The sequence below is a fragment of the Aminobacterium sp. MB27-C1 genome, from assembly GCF_030908405.1.
Classification (GTDB): domain Bacteria; phylum Synergistota; class Synergistia; order Synergistales; family Aminobacteriaceae; genus Aminobacterium.
In genome coordinates this window covers 2,068,731-2,089,682 of record NZ_CP133089.1, presented here as the reverse complement: position 1 = coordinate 2,089,682, position 20,952 = coordinate 2,068,731, and the positions used below count along the sequence as shown (strand labels likewise).

Sequence of the window (20,952 nt, the reverse complement as noted above, 5' to 3'; positions counted from 1 at the left end):
GAAGGTCGATATGCCTATGAAAGTTGAGCACCTTATCCTCGCAAGAAAGTGGTTTGAGAATTTTGCTGACAGCTTTGTTTCTTCAGATGGAACTCTCTCGCCGTTGCTTCGTCTCAAAAAAGAGCACAGCTATCGGGTAGAAGCAAATAGCAGTTCTATTGCAACAATGCTTGAGTGGAAAACAGATGATATCCGCATCGCAGATGCCCTTGGACTTTTGCATGATGTAGGGCGCTTTCCCCAGTATTCCAATTATGGAACTTTTTTTGATGCGACATCTATAGATCATGGAGAAGAAGGAGCTGGTCTTTTAGCGCAATCTTTCCCGTGGGATGGAATTCGTCAAGATGTAAAAAACATGATTGTGGAAGGGGTACGCTTCCATAACAAAAAGAACCTGAAAGATGTGCAGGAATCCTCTGTACTGCCTATGGCTCGAATTGTTCGTGATGCAGATAAGCTCGATATCTTCGATCTGATTCGCAGATATGTAAAAGAAGAAAAAATTACTGATATTATTCCTGGGTTACAGATGGAAGAGAGAATTTCTGCGGGATTATTGAAAGAACTTAAAGTAGGATACGACTCTTCATACAAGAATGTAAGAACACTCTCAGATTTTTTGGTTTTGCAACTAAGTTGGGTTTTTGATATCAACTATCCCGTAACTTTTGAAATACTTAAAGAAAGAAAGAGTGTTTCTTGGCTTCTTGATAGATTAAACAACATAGAAGAGATTCATTTCTTTTTAGAAAAAGCTGATGCTCATGTTTCTGCACAACTAATGAAGCTGCCTTAAAAAGGCAGCTTCATTTTTTTATTCTTTATTGGGCTAGTCGTCGTTCACCTTTTCAAGTTCCGCCTGCTCTTCAAAAGAAAAGACGCGGTTAAGATCAAGGATAATAATGAGGCGTTTATCTACTTTTGCCACTCCTGTAATAAATTCTCTATCCATACCGCCAGCAACCATGAGAGGAGGGGCTTCTACAGATTCTTCTGTTATTCTCAAAATTTCACTTACTCCATCCACAAGAATTCCGACAAGCTGCGATTCCATATTGACTACGATAATACGTCGCTGAGCTTCGTCATTCTCTTCGTCAGAACCAATACCAAAACGTTTGCACAGGTCAACGATAGGTACAATCTGACCACGGAGGTTAACAATTCCTTCGATAAAATTTGACGCCTGGGGAATTTTCGTAATTTCCTGAGTGCGTACAATTTCTCGAACCTTTGAAATTTCAATGCCAAATTCTTCTTTGCCAAGAGCAAAGACAACAAGTTGTTGTTCAGCCATGAGCTAACATTCACCTTCTTCCCCCAATAATAGTACGACTACTTTATTAATGATATCAAATAATAACAAAAATGCACAATCACTTCTTAGTTGCACAAAATGTCCATTAGTGGTAATAATTAATATAAAAATATGTAATATGGTGTATTTATATTTTTTAAGAGAGGTGTTCAGGTTGAAAGGTCTTAATTCTCTTCTTATGTCTCGGCTTGGCCCCATAATCACGGGAGGAGTTGTTGGTTTATTGGCAGCGCTTCTTGTCCATTGGGGTAACCCCGGGAACATGGGAATTTGCGTCGCGTGCTTCACCAGAGATATTGCAGGAGCTCTAGGGCTTCACCGTGCAGCAGTTGTGCAGTATCTTCGTCCCGAAATAGCTGGTTTCATCCTCGGTTCTTTTATTTCTGCCCTTTTGTATCGTGAATATGTTCCCAGAAGTGGTTCTGCTCCTGTTATCCGCTTCTTTTTAGGTATGTTTGCCATGATCGGCGCCCTTGTTTTTCTCGGATGCCCTTGGCGTGCCTATCTTCGTTTAGCAGGCGGAGATTGGAATTCTATTGCTGGTATTATTGGTCTTATTGCCGGTATTGGCATTGGCATTGCTTTTCTTTGGAAGGGGTTCAGTTTGGGGCGTTCCTACGAAGCTCCTAAGGGAACGGGACTCTTCATGCCACTTGCTGCTGTGGCGTTGCTTGTTCTTGTTATTATGGCCCCTACATTTGGTAAAGACGGTGCTGCCCCGATCTTTTTCTCTGAGAAAGGTCCAGGTGCAGCCCACGCCCCAATAATGATAGCTCTTATCGTTGGCCTTGTTGTCGGGTGGATGGCTCAGCGAAGCCGTTTTTGCACTGTGGGAGCTATTCGTGATTTTGTTATGTTGCGAGACTCTCACCTTTTGAACGGTGTTTTAGCCTTTATTGCTGTAGCTCTTATTGCCAATGTGGCTTTGGGACAATTCCATCCCGGATTTGAAGGACAGCCTGTTGCTCATACCAATACATTATGGAACTTTATGGGAATGGTACTTGCCGGACTTGCCTTTACTCTGGCTGGAGGTTGCCCTGGTCGTCAGCTGATAATGAGTGGAGAAGGCGACGGCGATGCCGCAGTGTTTGTCTTTGGCATGCTTGTGGGTGCTGCCTTTAGCCATAACTTCAATTTAGCAAGTTCTCCGGCTGGCCCCGGTGCTTTTGGTCCAGCTGCGACAATAGTTGGTTTGATTTTCTGTTTGGCTGTTGGTCTGATTATGCGGCAGCGCCTTGATTAGGAGGAATACATGATGAGTGAATCTGTATGTGTAGATGCAAGAGGCCTTTCTTGCCCTCAACCTGTTTTGGAAACAAGAAAAGCTATTAAAGACCATCCTTCTGGAAAAATAGAGATTCTTGTAGATACAGTTACATCACGTGAAAATGTTTCGAGATTTGCCAGAAGTCAAAAATGGAATGTTACTGCAGAAGAGTTTGAAGGTGGATATAAGGTTATTTTAACGAAATAAAGTCGCTAAAATATTAAAATATCATTACTTTAGAAGGCAGCCAGGAGAAAATTGTTCTCTTGGCAGTTTTTTTGAATTATTTTCTTGATGGTTCTCTCCTTTTTAGGATAGAATAAGCAAGCTTGTTTTAAAATTAGAACAAGATCAATGTATAAAGAGGAGAGATGTTGTTGAGCCGTTCCATTCCTGTTTTAAAATTAGGAAAATACCAACCGCGTTATCCCCTAATCCAAGGGGGGATGGGCGTCGCTATTTCTGGCCCAAATTTGGCTGGTCATGTGGCGCTACATGGAGGGGTCGGCACCATAGCCAGTGTAGGACTGGCTTGTAATCAGCCGTATTACACAGGTCGTAACTATTTTGAGGCGAATCAGAGAGCAGTGCGAGAGGGGCTAGTAAAAGCCCGAGAGATAGCCGGAGAAGATGGAGTACTCGCCGTAAACTGTATGGTAGCTTTGACCGATTATGAGCTTCACGTGCGTTCTGCATGTGAAGGTGGCGTAAACGTTATCATTTCTGGAGCAGGATTGCCTATAAAGCTTCCTGACTATACGAAAGATTATCCAGATGTGGCCCTTGTTCCGATTGTGAGTTCTGTTAAAGCAGCGAGTCTTATCGCTCGTCGTTGGGAGAGACTTTATCATCGTCTTCCTGACGGATTTGTTGTAGAGACTCCTCTCTACGCAGGAGGCCATCTTGGCGTTACGAAAATGGAGCAGGTTGAGAGTGAAGAGTTTTCCCTTGAACGGGTTATTCCTGAACTTGTAGAGTACATAGAGAAAGAGTTGAAGAGCCCCATTCCCGTAATTGCCGCTGGTGGAATTTGGACGCGAGAAGACATTGAACATGCTTTCGATCTTGGCGCAAATGGAGTGCAGATGGGAACTCGTTTTGCCTGTACCTATGAAGGCGATGCTTCTGAACGATTCAAACAGGCTTATATTGACGCTACTGAAGATGATGTAGTCATTATTCAGAGCCCTGCTGGACTTCCTGGTCGAGCTCTTCGTTCACCTTTCATCGAGAAATATTTGAATGGATTTGTGGAAAGTAAGCCATGTATTGCCAATTGTCTTACCCATTGTCGTTATCGTACAGAACGTAAAACGTTTTGTATTGCTCAAGCGCTTATCGATGCTTTTATGGGAAATTGGGAAGAAGGGCTTTTCTTCTGCGGATCTAATGTAGCGAGGATCACTAAGAAAGAGTACGTGGCAGATATTATCGCTGAATTATTTGGTGCTGAAGAAAAAGAGTAAAATCACTTTTTTTCTACTAAAAGACTGTGAGATAATAAAGAGCGGGCGAAATGCCCGCTCTTTATTATTCGGGAGTGATGAAGTAATGAAAAGATCATTGGTGATTAAGCCTCTTTTCTTATGCCTTTTTTTATATCTTTGCCTTTTGCCTCTTGCACACACCAGTTCAGCTGCACTTGTTCCAATTCAGGGGATTCCTTCTTTAACTACAAACACTCAAGAAGATGAGGGGCAATCTGTTTTTACACCGGAAATAATTCAACAACGGATAGAGGAGTTGCAGAAGGATATTGATACCTTGCGCTCTTCTCAATCATTGTTGCTTTCTGAACAGGTTGGATTGACACAAATTCAGATTGACGAACGTCAGAATCTAATCGAATCCCTCATTGCTCTTTATCGACGGTACGTTTCTTTTGTTGAGCGTCTTGAGAAGGTGCAAGGTGACTACGAAAGACAACAAGCAGACGTCCAAAAAGATATTGCGGCTTTTGTACCCGATTCACCTCCTTATTCTCTTGGCTTTTATGAAAATTACCGCGGTCGTCTCGATACTCTTTCTCAAGAGATGGAGACGATTACGTATGCCCGCCGTTTGTCTGAGAGTGCTATTTCGTCGTCGAATGATAAAATTCGCCAGGCAGAGCAACGAATTCAGATGTTGAAGGAAGAACAAAGTGATACGCCAATCTTCGAGTGGGAGATGCAGAAATCTCAGTTACAACTCGAAAAGGAACGTATTACTCTTGCACTTCGAGAAAAAAGTGTAGAGGAAAACAGCGTTCGGCTCAGTATGCTTGAGACTGAGCGAAAGAACGTTCTTGAAGGATTAAAGTGGATATCCCAAAATTTAAAATATGACGAGGCGGATCTCAAGCGTCAGGTAAGTCAGATAAAAGAAAGAGAGGAAGAGCTTCAGAAGCAGGCTTCATCTTTGCGTAAAGAGGTAGATCGGGCACGAGAAGAGCTTGTAAACGCCCAGACGAAAGTAGAGTCTGAGACTGATTCGGAAAATGCTCCTGTATATAGAGCGCAACAAAAAGAAAAAGAGGCGTGGTATGCCTACTATCAATCGGCGTTGGATCAGGCAGAGCAGGCTCAGATTTGGGCTGAGGAAACCCGGGAAATTTGGGAAACTCGATATTCATTGCTTCAAAAGGAACTTCCTACAGCTGAGCTTATAAAGTTGAGTACAGAGGCAGAAGGGAGAAAAAAAGACCTTGATAATGTTTTGCTGGGTTTGCAGAAGCAGCAAGTATCTCTTCAATCAAGACTTTTAACCCTTGATGGCGCAATTTCGGCAGAACAGGAAGGTTCTTCTATTTTCAGGGCCTTGCGTAGAGAAAGTGAAGCGTTAAAGAAACAAATAGAACTTAATACACAGTATATGACGAGTTTGCTGAGTGTTTCCATGCTCAACAGCAGATTACTTGAAGAACTTGAAGGATGGCTCTCATCTGTAACATTAACAGAAAAGGTTTCTTTGGCTGGGTTGGAACGATTGAAGACCATATTGAATTTTCAGTTGTGGTCTGGCGATGGCTATTCCATCTCAGTAAAGAAATTGATATTGGCAATAGTTATCGTTCTTTTTGGTTTTTTGATAAGTCGTAAACTTACGAGAGGGGTAAAGCAACGCCTTCTTGACCGTTTTGATATGGACCCTACGGCGGCCATGGCTCTACAAAAGCTAATCTTTTTTGCGCTGATCGTTGCCTTTATTCTCATTGCCTTAGATATGGTCAATATCCCGTTGACGGCTTTCGCCTTTCTCGGTGGTGCCCTTGCTCTTGGTATTGGTATTGGCGCTCAGAATATATTCAGCAATCTGATTAGCGGATTCATTCTATTTATAAGCAAACCTTTCAGGATTCACGATACCGTTCAGATAGATGATATTCTCGGAACGGTAGAAGAGATAGAATCGAGGTCGACTCGAATTCGAACCTTTGATAATGTCGACGTACTTGTTCCAAACAGATATTTTTTAGAGAACCGCATTATAAATTGGAATAGAACCGATCAGATTATTCGAGGGAAGGTCAGTGTTGGCGTGGCTTACGGTTCCCCAGTGCGGGATGTTGAACGTCTGCTGCTTGTGGCTGCGTCTTCTCATAATAATATCTTGACCATGCCAGAGCCATATGCCATCTTTAAAGATTTTGGAGCGAGTACTCTTGATTTTGATCTTTACTTTTGGGTGGATATGCGGAGGGCTGCGCGTTTTGTAGTTCAGAGTGATCTTCGTTACAAAATAATGGAACTTTTTGCTGAAAATAATATAGAGATCGCTTTCCCTCAGTTGGATCTCCATTTTGATACAGATATTCCACTTCGCGTTTCCGTTGCTGATAATGAAAAAAAGGATGGTCATAACGAAGGAGATGCTTTACGTTGATGCCTTTTGTTCCTTCGCCAGAGAAACTTTTCTCATTATGCACAGAACTGGTATCTATCCCGAGCATTACGGGGAAGGTTGGTAGTGAAAATGAGGCGGCTCTCTTTATTGAGCGCTGGTTGCGCCATGTACCTTATTTTGAGAAAAACTCCGGGAATATTTTTATAGTACCAATTAAAAATGATAGCTTGAATCGATTCTGTGTTGCTGCTTTTCTTGAGGCGGATCCTCCGTGTAAAGAGACGATAATCATTACGGGACATTTTGATGTTGTCGATACGAAAGGATTTGGCCCTCTCGAATCATTAGCTTTTCGTCCGCAGGCCTATACGGAACGTTTGAAAAAAGAGCTTTTGCCTACGAAGGCTCGCCTTGACTACGAAAAAGGATACTATCTCTTTGGTCGTGGTGTTGCTGATATGAAATATGGACTTGCCCTTGAAATGGCTCTCATAGAAGAGTATTCAAAATTCCCCGAAAAACTCCATGCTAATCTTCTCTTTGTTGCCGTCTGTGATGAGGAAAATATGTCTGCTGGAATGCGAAGTGTTGTTCCCTGGCTTAGAGATTTTCAGAAGCGAAGAAAACTTGATTATTTAGCATGTATCAATACTGAACCTTCTGTAGGAGAGGTAGAAGAGCGAGGGTCCCTTTATTTGGGGACGATCGGTAAAATTATGCCTTTTTTCCTATGTGTGGGGAGAGAAGCCCATGTAGGAGAATACTTTAAGGGAATAAGTGCTCCTCTCATTGCTTCATGTCTTACTACCCTTGTCGAGGGAGATGCGGAGAGCTCCGATTCGTGGAAGGGGCGTTCTTTTCCTCCCATGGCGTGTCTGAAACTTGCTGATCTCAGAAGAAACTACGCTGTGACTGTTCCAGATATGGCAATTGCTTTTTTTAATAGCATGGTGGTGCAGAAAACGCCCAGTGATATTCTTGCCTATATGAAGAAAAAAGCGAAGCAGGCATTAGCACAAGCGCTAGCTCTTCGAGCTTTTTCAGAGAAGAAATTGTTTCCTGACTCATATTTGAAATCAGAAGGCGAGCCTCTCGTAATTACTTTTGAAGAGCTTGTTGAGGATGTTGCCAAAGAGAAAAAATGTACCTCTCTTCAGGTAATTACAGAGATGAACGCTTCTTTTTCTCCGAGAGCATCAGAGCATGAAAGAGGTATTGAAATTGTGCATGCCCTTCTCAGAGCGTCGGGGAAACGTGGCCCCCTTATTGTCTTGGGTTTTCTTCCGCCGTGGTATCCTCCTCGTTGCAACAGAGATGAGGAGAGGGGGGAAAAAGTTTTACGAAAGGTTGCGCAGGAACTTGTTGATTACAGCTCATCTTTATCGAAAGAGCCTATCGAAATAAAAGAGATTTTTGAAGGTATTATGGATCTTAGCTATATGGGATTCCAAGGCGAGAGTAGCGATATAGAAGCTGTAGCTGCCAATACGCCACTTTGGAATGTTGACTACACATTCCCAACTGATGATCTGAAAAACCTCAACGTGTCCGTGATGAATTTGGGCCCCATCGGGAAGGACGCCCATCAATTTACAGAACGTCTTGACCTTTCTTATGCGCTTCATATTCTGCCAAGTCTTTTCGTGAAGGCCATAGAGAGGATTCCTAAATTATATAGGGCCTTCTACGATTAAGAAGGCCCTTCTTTGTCAGTTTTTTAGCAAGCGTATTATGTACATAATTCCCAACACAACGGCCAGGAAAAAGTAGAGAAAAAGTCAGGGTGGGCAACTTGCGAGAAATTTTCTCCACTTCATAGATCAATCTCCCCTTATTTAAGGAACAAGATTATTGCGTAAATGAACCAAGAAATCCTGAACATTCGTTACTATGGGCGTAACAGACAGACTTCCTCTGTCTCGAAGCTTATTCACGGCAAACTCAGAAACGTCAATAGAGTAAATGAATACAGGGCGTATGGCGCCTTCTTTTCTAGTATAGGCCGGAGTCATGTTTCCAGTGGCGATAGTATGAAGCTGAGTGGCCAAGGCGATAACTGTTGTGGCCTTTCGTGTATGAAATCTCATTGCGTCTTGAGCCTCGTATACATTCCCCATCACTGGTGGAAGCGGGCCATCGTCGCGAATGGAGCCTGCAAGAACAACGGGAATCTGTTTTTTAATGGCAGAATAGATAACGCCGTTTTGGATATTCTCACCTTTTATGAATGCTTCTATAGATCCGTATCGGCGCACGGTATTGATGAGATCAAGGTGGTTATAATGGCCGAGAGGGCGCTGCTCTTGGGTGTATATATCCTGCCCTAGCGCTGTTTGCATCATACTGCCTTCCAGATCATGGGTGGCCAGTGCGTTTCCAGCGAGAAGTGCATGGGCATAACCATGTTCTATAAGTTCTGATAAAGCCTTCTTGGAATCGTGGTCAAAAACGACAGCAGGGCCGAGAACCCAGACAATATATCCATGTTCCCGTTCGTAGCGCAATACTTCATAAAGGGTGTCGTAATCTCTCGAATAGGCTGTTTCACGAGACCGCCCTGTTCTGAAAGAAAAAACATCACATTTTTTTTGTGTGGTTTTGAATGAGTTTGCGTGGAGGTATATCCCATCGCTACCATTCTCAGTACGTCCAACAACAACACGGTCTCCGACTTTCAGATTTCTAAATTCTACGGCTTCCACAGTATTTTCGTCTCGTATTACAGGAACACAATCCATTCGACTCTCGCTTATGAGAACCCATTGGCCATCGATTTTGAAATATTCGGGGTAGATAGATAGGGCGTGATAGTTGGCAGGCGCAACGCCTTCTATAACAACCTCGTTCACTTCGGCATTTGGTGCAGAAAGAAAGGGTTCTTTGTCGAAGTCCGGTTCCATATATGTTGGCAATTGAAAAGCCATATGACTCTCCCCCTATGAATTTATATAAAATAAATAAAATTGCTACAATTTTTAATTGCATTACTTGCGGCTTTCTCTGTACAATGATCACAATGATTATACATCATGATAAAAACCCTTTTTAGGAGGTGGTAGGTAGTGAAGAGAGGAAAGAGGTGGCGTGGGGCGATATGTTTTTTAATAGTGTCCCTTCTTATCGGAGTTCTTGGTGTTACCTCAGCATTGGCACAGGAAAAGCCTGTTAAGATCGGATATTTGGCAGCACTTACAGGAGACTGGGCTGCCTATGGGCAGACAGAAGAGAAATCTGCTCGTTTGGCTGTCGATGAGCTGAATGCAAAGGGTGGCGTTCTGGGAAGACAGATTGAGCTTATAGTTTATGATTTCAGAACACGGGCCGAAGATGCAGTGAATGCTGTCAGGCGAATGATCGAAGAAGACAAGGTTGTTGCTATTGTTGGCGCGAATGGAAGTGGAATCAATATTGCAACAGCACCCTTGGTTAATCGATACGGGGTATCCCAAATAGGAACTGTTTCTACAAACCCATTGGTTACAGTAGATGAAAAAGGTAAAGTACGTCCCTTCTCTTTCAGAATTTGTTTTACAGATCCCTACCAGGGCAAGCTTATAGCCTATTTTGCAGCGAAAGAACTTCAGAGAATGAATGCAGCCATACTTTATGATGTGGGTAACGATTACTCTCATGGCCTTAGAGAGTTTTTTATGAAGAGTTACGGGGAATATGGCGGAAAGGTCGTAGCTGATCTTGGTTTCAGAGGCGGGCAAGACGTAGACTTCAGAGCTCAGCTTACAGAGATTCGGGATAAAAAAGCCGATGTATTAATCCTTCCCAATATGGGTAAAGAGATGGCTCTTATTATGAAACAGGCTCGGGAACTCGGTATGGACGACATTATCTTTGTCGGTGGCGATGGGTACGGCGAATTTATGTGGGAGATTGCCGGAGATGCTATGGAGAATTCTTATTGGATCAATCACGTTGCTCCGGAAGACCCTGCGATGCAACCCTTTTTCCAGGCCTATAAAGAGAAATGGAACGATGAATGCAAAGAGTTCGTAAATGGAGTTTTAGGGTACGATTCCATTTATTGGCTTGTCGATGCTATCGGTCGTGCCGGAAGCGACGATCCTAAAGCCATTCGAGATGCACTTGCTTCAACTACAAATCTTAAACTTCACCATGCCACAATTACAGTTGATCCTGAAAATAATACTCCCAAAGATAAAGATGGCGTCGTGTTAGTCGCTAAAGACGGCAAAGGACAGTTTTACAAGAAAATCAAGCCGTAGGTTTGTTGATCGGTCAAATTTGAGGGGGCAGAAATCGACAATCTGCCCCCATCCTCAGGAAAGAGGTGAGATCATCTGTGGCCACTTTTTTGCAACAGGTTATTAACGGACTTTCTCTTGGATCAGTATATGCCCTCATTGCTGTTGGCTATTCATTAGTTTATTCTATTTTGCTTTTTTCTAATTTTGCCCACGGTGGTTTTCTTGTTATTGGAGGATATATTTGTTATGTCGCATTGAAGACAATGGGGTTGAATATTTGGATGGCATCCCTCCTCTCCCTTGTGGGGGCAGGCATTGCGGCTGTTTTAACAGAACGAATAGCTTATAAGCCTATTCGAGAACGAACGAATGTAACCTTATATCTTCTTATTGCATCGATGGGAATGAGTATCGTCATAGAAAATATTTTTGTTATTGTTGCTGGTGGGCGTTTCAGAGCCTTGCCACCGGTTATTCCCACTCATCCTGTTCAGATCTTCAATATTGCCACAACAAGTGCTTTTGACCTTCTTTCTTTTGTTGTAGCCCTTGTTGCTCTCGGATGCCTTCAGCTTTTCCTCTCGCGAACAAAGTGGGGACTTGCCATTCGAGCGGCTGCGTGTGATTTGCGAACAGCCGGTCTTATGGGGGTTAATGTAAATTTGCTTATCGCCATTGTCTTTTTCACAGCAGGAGCTTTAGCTGCTATTGGTGGAATTTTTCTTTCAGTTCGCTATACCCTCTATCCTCAGCTGGGGGTTATTACCATCAAGGCGTTTGTGGCGGCCGTCATTGGGGGATTGGGTTCTCTGCCTGGGGCGGTTGTCGGCAGTTTGATTCTTGGGCTGGCAGAAATGCTGGCGGCTGGTTTTATTTCGAGCCAAATGCGGGATTTAGTGGTCTTTTCATTGTTGGTAATTACTTTGCTCATCAAGCCGACGGGCCTTTTTGGCAAGCAGATGAGCGAAAAGATATAGGTGCTTCCCATGTCTGGCTATACAGAGGGAATTATTACACTTCTTTGTATTAATGCTATTGCGGCAATGGGGGTATCTCTCCTTACTGGATTTACCGGTATCTTTACGTTGGGACATGCGGCATATATGGCTTTAGGAGCCTATACGTCTGCTATTCTCACAGTACAGTATGGAATTCATTGGCTCCCTGCTGTTTTATTAGGTGGTGGGGTTGCTGTTATTGTTGCATATGGCATCGGTGTTCCCACTCTTCGTCTGATGGGAGATTATTTTGCCATAGCATCTATTGGCTTGGGAGAGGCTATTCGTCTCATTCTCGAAAATTGGCAGTCTCTAACCCGAGGTGCGAGAGGATACCCGGGAATCGAACCTTATACAACATTACCGGTGGCTCTCTCTTTTTTCGTAATAATGGGGCTTTGCATGTTCAATCTTATTAATAGTCATTACGGCAGGTCGTTCAAAGCATGTCGTGATGACTATATGGCTGCGTCACTGCTTGGTTTTCATACGGCGAGACTCAGAGTGTTGAGTCTGGTTATTTCAGCATTTTATTGTGGTGTGGCAGGGGCATTGCTCGCAGGATTCCTTTCTTTTATCCAGCCGATTATGTTTGATATGCTTAAATCCACGGAATTAACGGCAGTGGTCGTTTTTGGCGGTCTTGGGTCTATGGTGGGAACGTTGGTGGGAACTCTCATTATAACTCTGGTTACAGAGCTTTTCAGACCTATTTCCCAATATCGAATGCTTATCTACGGAGCCGTTCTTGTCATTATCATGGTTCTTCGCCCTGAGGGAATTATGGGCGGTTTAGATGGCAGATGGCTGGCGAAGAAGGTTTTTAGGAGGAAAGACCATGGCGGCACTGCTTGAACTTAAAGACGTCGATAAGTTTTTTGGTGGTGTTCATGCTGTTCAGAATATGAGCTTTGCTTTGAGCGAAAAAGAGGTTGTTGGTTTAATTGGTCCCAATGGTGCTGGAAAAACGACAGTTTTCAACGTTATTACCGGTGTGTATTCGCCTGATAGAGGACGAATCTTTTTCGACGGAGAAGATATATCAGTTCTGAAAACATATCAAGTTATCAGAAGGGGAATCGCGCGAACCTTTCAAAATTTACGGCTTTTCCCGAGGTCGTCTGTTCTTGAAAATGTGATGACAGCAACGCAGCAGCACGAGGCTTATTCCTTTTTGGAAGCTGTTTCTCACTTTGGACGTTGGCGAACGAAAGAAACATTTATACGAGATCAAAGTATGGAGTTGCTCAGCCGTGTCGGCCTTGCTGACCGAGCTCTTCAACCTGCCGGAACGTTGCCTTATGGATATCAGCGCCGTCTGGAGATAGCACGAGCCCTGGCCTTGGAACCGCGCTTGTTACTTCTTGACGAGCCAGCTGCAGGAATGAATCCAGAAGAAGTTTTGGGATTGAACGAATTGATTCAGACAATTCACAGAGAGTTTCAGCTCGCTATTTTAGTTATTGAACATCATATGGATCTCGTTATGGAAATTTGTCCTCGTATAATCTGTATGAATTTCGGGGCGAAGATAGCAGAGGGAACTCCTGAAGAAATACAAAATAACCCAGAAGTGTTGAAAGCCTACCTTGGAGAGGAGGACGAGGAATGAGCGACGAAAAACAAGCCTTGCTGAATGTACAGAATTTGCATGTCAGTTACGGTGCAATACGAGCTCTTCGTGGCGTTTCTCTTCAAGTGTACGAAGGTGAAATTGTATGTGTCATTGGTGCTAATGGAGCAGGTAAATCCACATTAATGAACGCTCTTATGGCAGAGGTTCATAGAGAGAAGGGAAATGTCTTTTTTAATGGCATTCCTTTAGCTCAGCGAAGTTACGATGTGGTGAAACAGGGCATTTCCCTTGTTCCTGAGGGGCGGCGGGTCTTTGCGCCGCTAAGTGTGTACGAAAACCTGATGATGGGAGCTTTCCCCCGCAAGGATTCCAATAAAGTGCAAGAAGACCTCGAATGGGTCTACTCTCTCTTTCCTCGCTTAGAGGAGAGGCAGAATCAGTATGCTGGAACTCTTTCTGGAGGAGAACAGCAGATGCTTGCTATTGGCAGGGCTCTCATGTCGAGGCCTCGTCTTTTATTGCTTGACGAACCTTCTTTAGGGCTGGCTCCAATCATTATTAAAGATATTTTTAAGGAGCTTCGGCGAATAAATTCTGAAGGAGTAACTATCCTCTTGGTAGAGCAGAATGCTCGTCAGGCGTTGTTGCTCTCTCACAGAGGCTACGTTTTACAAACAGGCAATATCGTTATGACAGGAATTTCTGAAGATCTTTTGAATAGCGCTGATATTCGGGATGCTTATCTCGGAACAGGGCGAAAAAAGGGTCTATTGTAGGCGAGTACGTATAAAGATCAGGAGCCTTTTGTTCAAATACAGGCTCCTGATTCTTTCTCTCTTGAGTAGCGTTTACCCTTTCCAGTTCTTCAGAAAGACTGCAAACTGTTTCAACGCCTCAGAAAAAGATGCCCGTCCAAAACCGACTCTGAACCGATTTTCTACTGAGCCGAATACAGTGCCTGGCAAGATCATAACTCCATATTGCTCAATAGCTTTTTGGCAGAAGGTTTCAATAGAAATATCACTTTTCAATTCAGGATAGGCGATAGAACCGCCTTTTGGCGGTGTCCAGTGCAATAAATTCCCATATTCGCTAAAAAGTTTTTCTACTTCTTTAAGATTCTTGGCAAGAAGAGTTCTGTTTCGATGCAGAATTCTTTCTTTGTTTCGCAACCCTATAAGAGAAAGAATTTCTGCCGGGGAGCTTGCACAGATAGTTGTGTAATCCTTAAGCTGAGCACATATATTAAGGAATGTGGAGTTTTGACTGGCCAACCATCCCATACGCAAACCTGGAAGGCCGAAAGCTTTCGAAAGTCCGCCCAACGTAATGGCTTTCTCGTAGAGGGTACAAGGAGAAGGAAGGCGGGAAGCTTCATCAAACTCTAAAAAGCGGTACATTTCGTCTGAGAAAAGGTAGAGGTCATGATGAGATGCAATATCAATTATTTTTAAAAAATCCTTCTCAGTCGGCATATATCCTGTTGGGTTGTGGGGAAAATTTACAACAATCATTTTAGTTGTTGGCCTGATAAGAGCTTCAAGTCCATCTATATCTATAGTCCATTCTCCCTTTTCTTCTCTGACAGGCCAGGAAGTTACTGTACATCCCATGCTTTCTGGAATGGAATAAAGAGACTGATAGGCTGGTGTAAGGGCAATAATATGATCGTGAGGTTCTAGTATACTGTTAAAGGCTAGAAAGATTCCCTCTTCGGGAACAGCAAGCAATATATTTTCGCTCGAAAGGCCAGTGTAGAGGGATGCTATTTCTTTTCTCAGCAGAGGAAGCCCTTGCGATTCTGTGTATTCCAACCGTAGATTTTCCCAAAGAGTACGGCTTTCATCATCAGCCATACTCAAGAGTTCTGAGAGAGAAAAACTTTCACAATCCGATGGGCAAAGGTTAAATTCGGTTTTAAATTCGTAGCGGGCGAAGTATCGTTCAAGTTCAAAAGCTGGAAGTTTCATGTGCTTTTCCTCCTTACCTTATTTTAGCCGCCTCCGACAGGTGGAAAAATATTAACGACGTCATCATCACAAAGGGCAGTGTCAATCCCATTAAGATGAGCTATGTGTTTGCCATTGACCATGATAATAGTGCCCATCATGAGTTTTTTGCCATCTTCTTCTTCCGACCAGATCCATTTATCAAATTTTTCTCCATATTCGGCAGAGAGTTTTTCTAAAAGTTCTTTCACAGTAGCAGGGGCTTTTATAGAAAATTCTCTTTGCCCTGCAACGTACATAAGAAAAGCATGTAAACGAAGTATCATGTGCTTTCCTCCTTTTATCTGTTTCTCTATTTATATCATTATCTATTTTCGAGACATAGATTGCAAATATAGAGCTGTTTATTCTTGACAAATCTAGTAGGGTATAGTATGAATACCTATGTAGAAGTTGAGAAAAAGTAGGTGGAATCGTATGAAACTTTCAACTAAAACGCGGTATGGTCTTCGGGCCATGATTGAGCTGGCTCGACAATATAATGGGCGTACACCTTTAAGTATTGTCGATATAGCGTCAAGGGAACATATTTCAGAGCGATATCTTGAGCAGCTCTTTTTGAAACTGAGACGGCAAGGATTGATAGAGAGCATTCGTGGCCCTCAAGGCGGTTATCTTTTGAGCCGCTCCCCTGAAGAAATAACAATTTCAGAAATAGTCGAAGTTCTTGAAGGACCAATTCAAATAGCAGATTGTCTGGAAGGAACAGAATGCTTGCGTGAAGGAGTATGCCCGGCTCGTAAACTTTGGGTCAGGCTTCGAGAGAGTATGGATGAGGTTTTAATGTCAACAACTCTTAAGGATCTTGCAGAAGACGAAGAGTCTCTCGAATAGATTTATAAAGAAAGGCAGGCTAAAAATAATGCGACAAGTCTATATGGACCATGCAGCAACAACGCCAGTGGCTACAGATGTTCTCAATGCGATGATACCTTACTTTACTGAATCTTTTGGGAATCCATCGTCTCTTTATACAGTGGGTCAGAAGAACAAAGAAGCAATAACTGCTGCCCGCGAAAAGGTAGCGAAAGTTTTGAATGCATCACCAGACGAAATCTATTTTACAAGTGGAGGAACAGAGTCTGATAACTGGGCTCTTAAGGGAACGGCATTTACGTATCGCAGTAAGGGAAACCACATTATTACAACAAAGATTGAACACCATGCGATACTACATTCTGCCGAATATCTAGCCAAGTTGGGATATGACGTAACGTATCTTGATGTAGATTCTGAAGGCCGAGTTTCTGTAGAGGATGTAGAGAAGGCCATTACAGATAAGACAATTCTCGTTTCAATTATGTTTGCAAATAATGAGATTGGAACGATTCAGCCAATCGCAGAGATAGGAAAATTGTGCCATAAAAAGGGTATCCTTTTTCATACCGATGCAGTACAGGCTGTAGCCCATGTTCCTATCGATGTGAAAGCTATGAATGTTGATATGCTTTCTCTTTCGGCCCACAAATTTTATGGCCCTAAGGGAACTGGCGTTATGTATATCAGAAAAGGTGTTAAGCTCGACAACTATATTCACGGCGGAGGTCAGGAACGAGGTCGCCGGGCTACGACAGAGAATGTAGCAGGTATCGTTGGTTTAGGAGCGGCTATAGAGCGAGCAAATCTGAAAATGGAAGAAGAGAGAAGACGCCTTTCTGAGTTGAGAAATAATCTTATAGCTGAAATCATGAACCGGATTCCATATGCCAAGCTTAACGGCGCATTGGGGGAAAACAGACTTCCCAATAACGTCAATGTCAGTCTTATTGGAGTTGAAGGGGAAACGTTAATTATGGATCTCGACATGTTTGGAATTTCGGCTTCCACTGGAAGTGCCTGCTCGTCAGGTTCTCTTGATCCATCTCATGTGCTTATGGCAATAGGTTTAAGTCACGAACAGGCTCACGGCTCGCTTCGTCTTAGTCTTGGAGAATCGACAACGAAAGAAGATATAGACTACGTAGTGGAGAAATTAATAGGAATTGTCGAACGCCGTCGTAACATGTCGCCGCTGTGGGAAGATTTCATAAAAGCTCAAGAGAGGAGTAATTAAGTATGCTTTATAGTGAAATTGTAATGGACCATTTTCAGAATCCCCGTAACGTGGGAGAGATAGAGAACGCCGATGGAATAGGAGAGGCAGGAAATCCCAAGTGTGGAGATATTATGAAGATCTATCTCAAAGTAGAAGATAATCGCATTGTCGATATTAAATTTAAAACCTTTGGGTGTGCTTCTGCTATAGCTTCTTCAAGCATGGCTACTGAACTTGTTAAGGGGAAAACTATAGAGGAGGCATGGAATCTGACGAATAAAGCTGTTGCCGATGCCCTTGATGGTTTGCCTCCTGTTAAAATGCACTGTTCTGTATTGGCGGAAGAAGCAATTCATGCAGCTATTAATGATTATCGCCGACGTCAGAAACTTGAACCCTGGAGCGAGAAAAGCCACGATGAACTGGTGGATGAACATAGCCACCACGTTCATCATCACGAATAGTTATGTCTTTTCACCGCTATGATCGAAATCGTGGAACATTGGGGATCGAAGGCCAGGATCGGCTCTTTCGATCCCGTGTTCTTGTCGTAGGATGTGGCGGTTTAGGTGGAGTTGTTGTTGAAATTCTGGCCAGGGCGGGTGTCGGGATGCTTACGTTAGTTGATGGAGATGTTTTTTCAGAGAGCAACTTGAATCGCCAGCTTTTAGCCAGAGAAAAGGATATAGGAACGCTCAAAGTTGAAGTTGCGCAAAAAAGAGTTTCGGCTATCAACAGTGAAGTGCAGACTCGTGTTATTCCTTTTATGTTATCTGAACAAAATTGTCGGGATTTTTTACAGAACGTAGATCTGGTTATTGATGCTCTCGATAGTAATGATGCGAGACAGATTTTGTATCGTGAGTGCGCGTCAGCGAAGATTCCGGTTATTCACGGGGCTCTTGGAGGCATGATTGGGCAAGTTGGGCGATATAAACCGTGGCAGAAGACTCATTTCGATCTCTTTGAAAATCCCCTGCCGAATCAGGGAATAGAAAAAGATTTGGGAACTCCTAGTTTTACGCCTTTTGTGATAGGCTCTCTCGAAGCATCGGAAGCTATAAAATATCTGGCTGGGGTAGAATCTGTGAGATGGGGAACTTTAACTTTTATAGATCTCGCTATGATGAGTATGGAGACTATCGAGCTATGAAGAATCAAGATAAGACCGTGTTGAATCGATGTCCTTGGGCTGAGGGGCATCCATTATTGATGGCGTATCACGATGAGGAGTGGGGTATTCCACTCTATGATGACCGGCGTCTCTTTGAACTTTTAATTCTTGAATCAGCTCAGGCTGGATTAAGCTGGCTTACCGTTCTGAAGAAACGAGAGGCTTATAGAGAGGCCTTTGAAAATTTTGATGTAGACAAAGTTGCTGCCTTTGATCAAGAGAAGATAGCAACATTGTGTAATCACCCCGGTATCATTCGAAATAGGCTGAAGATCGCGTCAGCTGTCAAAAATGCTCGCTTTTTTATTGATACAGCGGAGAAATTTGGTTCCTTTTCTACATTTTTATGGAATTTTGTTGATGGAAATCCGATTAAGAATCATTGGAGAGATGAACGCGACGTTCCAGCAACTACTCCTCTTTCAGAGAAGCTGAGCAAAGAACTGAAGCGAAGGGGGTTTACCTTCGTAGGTTCCACTATTTGTTATTCGTATATGCAGGCTATAGGAATGATTAACGATCATCTCGTTGACTGTTTTTGTTATTCCAGGGAAAAATAAGGTTTGTAAAAGAGCCATATGAAGAGAGAATCTCTTCATATGGCTCTTTTCGATGTGTTTATTCATATGGCTAAAAATTCTTCAATACCAAGTCTTTTCAGTTGTTCATAGGTAGGGAGCCCATCTTCATTCCATCCCCGAAGGCTATAGTATTCTTTTAGTTGCTTTTCAAGGTCGGGTAGGGTATCTGCTGCTCCTCCTGTTTTGCGTGGTTCCTTGAGAATCCTTTCGGGCAGGGTGTCATCTTTTTTTGTAAGACCACACCGGCCATTGAATAGTCGCTTTAATGTGAATATCCGGTCGGCAATTTCTTCGAGCTCTTCTCGTGTCATTTCCCAGCCTGTAATACCGTGAATCCACGTGAGAAGATCGTTGATCGATACGGTAGCCAGAAATGGAAATTTGCATATCTTCAGTGAGTCGAGAATTCCCATGTAATTTTGAAAAGGAACGTTCAATTTTCCTTTCTCTTCATCTGTTGATCTGTCGAGAACTTCTGTGATGCCAAAATCAGGGTATGTTGCATTACGTTCGCAAGCGTAGGTATAGCCAGAGAGATGACAGGCTCCCCTATTTGACGTGGCATATCCGGTGGCGAGACTTTTATAACAGCGAGGGTCGTGGGCGGGCAATTCAAGTCCCTTTACGTGAATGGCATAGTGCTCGGCACCCTTACCAATTTTTTCAGCAGCTTTTCGAGTTCCCAAACTGAGAATAGCGCCGATTCCTTCTCTTTTCCCAATGGTTTCTACCATTCGAATAACAGCTTTTCCATCTCCCCATCGAAGAGGAAAGCCAATTTCCTCTTCTGTAATAATGTGGCGATCAAAAAGCTCCATGGCAAAGGCTATGACAGATCCAGTTGAAATAGTGTCGAGGCCGTAACGGTTACAAAGATCGGCAGCACGGGCAACATCCTTAAGATCATTCACGAGGCAGTTGCTTCCAAGCATACCAATCGTTTCGTATTCAGGGCCAGCTCCTGCGACAGTATCGAAGGCGACTTCCCGACCGCAACGAATAGGACATGCCATACATCCGTAATTTTCTGTAAGAATAGTATCGGCCATGGCTTCTCCAGTGAGTGATGACACTTCCGGTTTCCAAGAACCCTGTTGCCAGTTTTTAATTGGCAGGTCTCCATATTCTTCAGCAAGCGAAACGCCTCCTGCTGTTCCGAAACGAGTCATGCCTTTCAGCTTTTGCGAAAAAAGAAGATGTTTTTCCTTTGAGAGAGCATTAACTTCTTCTTTGTCAAAAAGATCGGGACGATAAGATCCTCCAGCAACTATAGCTTTGAGTTTTTTGCTTCCCATAACAGCACCGAGGCCACATCTTCCTGCAGCTCTGGCATGGGAACCGTCGTGCATTATTCCAGCAATCAGGGCGAGCTTCTCTCCAGCCGGTCCAATGCATGAAACCCCGCAGGGCGCATTAAACTCTTTTTTGAGAAATTCTTCCGTTTCAAAAGAGTCTTTTCCCCAGAGAGACGAAGCGTCGCAAAGAGAAATTTCACCATCTCGAATAGAGAGATAGAGAGGTGTATCAGCTTCACCTTCAATAATTATTCCGTAATAGCCGCTTCGTAAGAGATGATATCCAAAGGTGCCTCCGGCATCCGATTCGCCGAATGTCCCCGTTAAAGGTGATTTCGAAATGATTTGGTGTCGTCCAGAGGTTGGAATGCCTGTCCCCTGAAAGGGGCCGTTCATGAATATGAGTGAATTCTCTGGACTTAAAGGTTCAACTTCGGGCTGAGAGTATTTGAAAAAGAAATAAGTGCCGAGGCCTGAGCCGCCAATATAGCGACGAGCAATGCTTTCTTCAACGGAGAATGTTTCAATCGCCTTTGAAGAGAGATTTACGTGTACCATTTGCATTTTCATAAATCAGTTCCCCCCTTTGTTGCTTGTTACACCCTTTTCATTATATACTGCAACTATTTTAAGATTTTGATTGAAAGA

The 20,952-nt window shown here is 43.2% G+C and carries 21 protein-coding genes; 16 read left to right on the top strand and 5 right to left on the bottom strand.

Translation table 11 applies throughout. The annotated features are described in order from the left end of the window. The first annotated feature begins 16 nt into the window (after positions 1-16). On the top strand, positions 17-799 hold the full coding sequence (locus RBH88_RS10110; protein WP_213695239.1) for an HD domain-containing protein: 783 nt from the start codon (positions 17-19) through the stop codon (positions 797-799). Between the two features lie 33 nt (positions 800-832). Here the strand turns inward: RBH88_RS10110 and RBH88_RS10105 are convergent, their stop codons facing one another. Continuing rightward, the gene (locus RBH88_RS10105; RefSeq protein ID WP_213690565.1) at positions 833-1,300 is read right to left on the bottom strand and encodes a chemotaxis protein CheW; all 468 of its coding nucleotides are present in this window, start codon (positions 1,298-1,300) and stop codon (positions 833-835) included. Between the two features lie 199 nt (positions 1,301-1,499). Between RBH88_RS10105 and yedE the strand changes: the two genes are divergently transcribed. The 5 genes from yedE to RBH88_RS10080 all read left to right on the top strand — a co-directional run bounded on the left by yedE (position 1,500) and on the right by RBH88_RS10080 (position 8,110). Then, positions 1,500-2,567: a YedE family putative selenium transporter gene (gene yedE, locus RBH88_RS10100; protein ID WP_307880084.1), complete on the top strand. Its 1,068-nt coding sequence runs from the start codon at positions 1,500-1,502 to the stop codon at positions 2,565-2,567. Positions 2,568-2,579: 12 nt separating this feature from the next. Next, positions 2,580-2,798 (top strand): sulfurtransferase TusA family protein, encoded by a 219-nt coding sequence (locus RBH88_RS10095; RefSeq protein WP_213690566.1) that lies wholly within the window; start codon positions 2,580-2,582, stop codon positions 2,796-2,798. A 164-nt stretch (positions 2,799-2,962) separates the two neighbouring features. Further along, positions 2,963-4,057: an NAD(P)H-dependent flavin oxidoreductase gene (locus RBH88_RS10090; RefSeq protein WP_374047587.1), complete on the top strand. Its 1,095-nt coding sequence runs from the start codon at positions 2,963-2,965 to the stop codon at positions 4,055-4,057. Positions 4,058-4,142: 85 nt separating this feature from the next. Next, complete coding sequence (locus RBH88_RS10085; RefSeq protein WP_213690568.1) at positions 4,143-6,455, top strand: mechanosensitive ion channel domain-containing protein; 2,313 nt, start codon at positions 4,143-4,145, stop codon at positions 6,453-6,455. Continuing rightward, on the top strand, positions 6,455-8,110 hold the full coding sequence (locus RBH88_RS10080; RefSeq protein ID WP_307880083.1) for a M20/M25/M40 family metallo-hydrolase: 1,656 nt from the start codon (positions 6,455-6,457) through the stop codon (positions 8,108-8,110). Before RBH88_RS10085 ends, RBH88_RS10080 begins: the two co-directional genes overlap by 1 nt. A gap of 141 nt (positions 8,111-8,251) precedes the next feature. On the opposite strand, the gene RBH88_RS10075 is transcribed toward RBH88_RS10080, so the two are convergent. Next, the gene (locus RBH88_RS10075; protein ID WP_213690570.1) at positions 8,252-9,340 is read right to left on the bottom strand and encodes a hypothetical protein; all 1,089 of its coding nucleotides are present in this window, start codon (positions 9,338-9,340) and stop codon (positions 8,252-8,254) included. Between the two features lie 138 nt (positions 9,341-9,478). Between RBH88_RS10075 and RBH88_RS10070 the strand changes: the two genes are divergently transcribed. From RBH88_RS10070 to RBH88_RS10050, 5 genes are all read left to right on the top strand, one after another. Continuing rightward, a complete protein-coding gene (locus tag RBH88_RS10070; protein ID WP_307879605.1) occupies positions 9,479-10,654 on the top strand; it encodes an ABC transporter substrate-binding protein in 1,176 nt (391 codons plus the stop codon). A 77-nt stretch (positions 10,655-10,731) separates the two neighbouring features. Next, positions 10,732-11,613: a branched-chain amino acid ABC transporter permease gene (locus tag RBH88_RS10065; protein ID WP_213690571.1), complete on the top strand. Its 882-nt coding sequence runs from the start codon at positions 10,732-10,734 to the stop codon at positions 11,611-11,613. Positions 11,614-11,622: 9 nt separating this feature from the next. Further along, entirely contained in the window at positions 11,623-12,489 is an 867-nt protein-coding gene (locus RBH88_RS10060; RefSeq protein ID WP_213690572.1) for a branched-chain amino acid ABC transporter permease, read from the top strand. Next, the gene (locus tag RBH88_RS10055; protein ID WP_213690573.1) at positions 12,473-13,246 is read left to right on the top strand and encodes an ABC transporter ATP-binding protein; all 774 of its coding nucleotides are present in this window, start codon (positions 12,473-12,475) and stop codon (positions 13,244-13,246) included. The genes RBH88_RS10060 and RBH88_RS10055 overlap by 17 nt, the downstream gene beginning before the upstream one ends. After that, the gene (locus RBH88_RS10050) at positions 13,243-13,986 is read left to right on the top strand and encodes an ABC transporter ATP-binding protein (RefSeq protein WP_307879604.1); all 744 of its coding nucleotides are present in this window, start codon (positions 13,243-13,245) and stop codon (positions 13,984-13,986) included. Before RBH88_RS10055 ends, RBH88_RS10050 begins: the two co-directional genes overlap by 4 nt. A 72-nt stretch (positions 13,987-14,058) precedes the next feature. Here the strand turns inward: RBH88_RS10050 and RBH88_RS10045 are convergent, their stop codons facing one another. Then, the gene (locus RBH88_RS10045) at positions 14,059-15,180 is read right to left on the bottom strand and encodes an aminotransferase class I/II-fold pyridoxal phosphate-dependent enzyme (RefSeq protein WP_307879603.1); all 1,122 of its coding nucleotides are present in this window, start codon (positions 15,178-15,180) and stop codon (positions 14,059-14,061) included. A gap of 23 nt (positions 15,181-15,203) precedes the next feature. After that, positions 15,204-15,485, bottom strand: coding sequence for a MoaD/ThiS family protein (locus RBH88_RS10040; protein ID WP_213690576.1), 282 nt, complete (start codon positions 15,483-15,485; stop codon positions 15,204-15,206). A gap of 151 nt (positions 15,486-15,636) precedes the next feature. Between RBH88_RS10040 and RBH88_RS10035 the strand changes: the two genes are divergently transcribed. From RBH88_RS10035 to RBH88_RS10015, 5 genes are read left to right on the top strand one after another with little or no spacing between them, the layout of a single operon-like run. Next, the gene (locus tag RBH88_RS10035) at positions 15,637-16,053 is read left to right on the top strand and encodes an Rrf2 family transcriptional regulator (protein WP_213690577.1); all 417 of its coding nucleotides are present in this window, start codon (positions 15,637-15,639) and stop codon (positions 16,051-16,053) included. A 28-nt stretch (positions 16,054-16,081) separates the two neighbouring features. After that, complete coding sequence (nifS, locus tag RBH88_RS10030; protein ID WP_307879602.1) at positions 16,082-17,272, top strand: cysteine desulfurase NifS; 1,191 nt, start codon at positions 16,082-16,084, stop codon at positions 17,270-17,272. 2 nt (positions 17,273-17,274) lie between these two features. After that, positions 17,275-17,718, top strand: a complete 444-nt coding sequence (nifU, locus tag RBH88_RS10025; RefSeq protein ID WP_213690579.1) for a Fe-S cluster assembly scaffold protein NifU — start codon at positions 17,275-17,277, stop codon at positions 17,716-17,718. A 2-nt stretch (positions 17,719-17,720) separates the two neighbouring features. Beyond that, positions 17,721-18,407 carry a HesA/MoeB/ThiF family protein gene (locus RBH88_RS10020; RefSeq protein ID WP_213695244.1) on the top strand — a complete coding sequence of 229 codons (687 nt, stop codon included), beginning with the start codon at positions 17,721-17,723 and terminating at the stop codon, positions 18,405-18,407. Then, positions 18,404-18,988 (top strand): DNA-3-methyladenine glycosylase I, encoded by a 585-nt coding sequence (locus RBH88_RS10015; protein ID WP_307879601.1) that lies wholly within the window; start codon positions 18,404-18,406, stop codon positions 18,986-18,988. Before RBH88_RS10020 ends, RBH88_RS10015 begins: the two co-directional genes overlap by 4 nt. Before the next feature lie 62 nt (positions 18,989-19,050). On the opposite strand, the gene RBH88_RS10010 is transcribed toward RBH88_RS10015, so the two are convergent. Continuing rightward, positions 19,051-20,874, bottom strand: a complete 1,824-nt coding sequence (locus RBH88_RS10010) for an aldehyde ferredoxin oxidoreductase family protein (protein WP_307879600.1) — start codon at positions 20,872-20,874, stop codon at positions 19,051-19,053. Between the last annotated feature and the right edge of the window lie 78 nt (positions 20,875-20,952).

Excerpts from the sequence above, each read along its gene's own strand:
- RBH88_RS10110 (WP_213695239.1), top strand. The coding sequence starts at position 17 with ATGAAAGTTGAGCACCTTATCCTCGCAAGAAAGTGGTTTGAGAATTTT.
- RBH88_RS10105 (WP_213690565.1), bottom strand. The coding sequence starts at position 1,300 with ATGGCTGAACAACAACTTGTTGTCTTTGCTCTTGGCAAAGAAGAATTT.
- yedE (WP_307880084.1), top strand. The coding sequence starts at position 1,500 with ATGTCTCGGCTTGGCCCCATAATCACGGGAGGAGTTGTTGGTTTATTG.
- RBH88_RS10095 (WP_213690566.1), top strand. The coding sequence starts at position 2,580 with ATGAGTGAATCTGTATGTGTAGATGCAAGAGGCCTTTCTTGCCCTCAA.
- RBH88_RS10090 (WP_374047587.1), top strand. The coding sequence starts at position 2,963 with ATGTTGTTGAGCCGTTCCATTCCTGTTTTAAAATTAGGAAAATACCAA.
- RBH88_RS10085 (WP_213690568.1), top strand. The coding sequence starts at position 4,143 with ATGAAAAGATCATTGGTGATTAAGCCTCTTTTCTTATGCCTTTTTTTA.
- RBH88_RS10080 (WP_307880083.1), top strand. The coding sequence starts at position 6,455 with ATGCCTTTTGTTCCTTCGCCAGAGAAACTTTTCTCATTATGCACAGAA.
- RBH88_RS10075 (WP_213690570.1), bottom strand. The coding sequence starts at position 9,340 with ATGGCTTTTCAATTGCCAACATATATGGAACCGGACTTCGACAAAGAA.
- RBH88_RS10060 (WP_213690572.1), top strand. The coding sequence starts at position 11,623 with ATGTCTGGCTATACAGAGGGAATTATTACACTTCTTTGTATTAATGCT.
- RBH88_RS10055 (WP_213690573.1), top strand. The coding sequence starts at position 12,473 with ATGGCGGCACTGCTTGAACTTAAAGACGTCGATAAGTTTTTTGGTGGT.
- RBH88_RS10050 (WP_307879604.1), top strand. The coding sequence starts at position 13,243 with ATGAGCGACGAAAAACAAGCCTTGCTGAATGTACAGAATTTGCATGTC.
- RBH88_RS10045 (WP_307879603.1), bottom strand. The coding sequence starts at position 15,180 with ATGAAACTTCCAGCTTTTGAACTTGAACGATACTTCGCCCGCTACGAA.
- RBH88_RS10040 (WP_213690576.1), bottom strand. The coding sequence starts at position 15,485 with ATGATACTTCGTTTACATGCTTTTCTTATGTACGTTGCAGGGCAAAGA.
- RBH88_RS10035 (WP_213690577.1), top strand. The coding sequence starts at position 15,637 with ATGAAACTTTCAACTAAAACGCGGTATGGTCTTCGGGCCATGATTGAG.
- nifS (WP_307879602.1), top strand. The coding sequence starts at position 16,082 with ATGCGACAAGTCTATATGGACCATGCAGCAACAACGCCAGTGGCTACA.
- nifU (WP_213690579.1), top strand. The coding sequence starts at position 17,275 with ATGCTTTATAGTGAAATTGTAATGGACCATTTTCAGAATCCCCGTAAC.
- RBH88_RS10020 (WP_213695244.1), top strand. The coding sequence starts at position 17,721 with ATGTCTTTTCACCGCTATGATCGAAATCGTGGAACATTGGGGATCGAA.
- RBH88_RS10015 (WP_307879601.1), top strand. The coding sequence starts at position 18,404 with ATGAAGAATCAAGATAAGACCGTGTTGAATCGATGTCCTTGGGCTGAG.
- RBH88_RS10010 (WP_307879600.1), bottom strand. The coding sequence starts at position 20,874 with ATGAAAATGCAAATGGTACACGTAAATCTCTCTTCAAAGGCGATTGAA.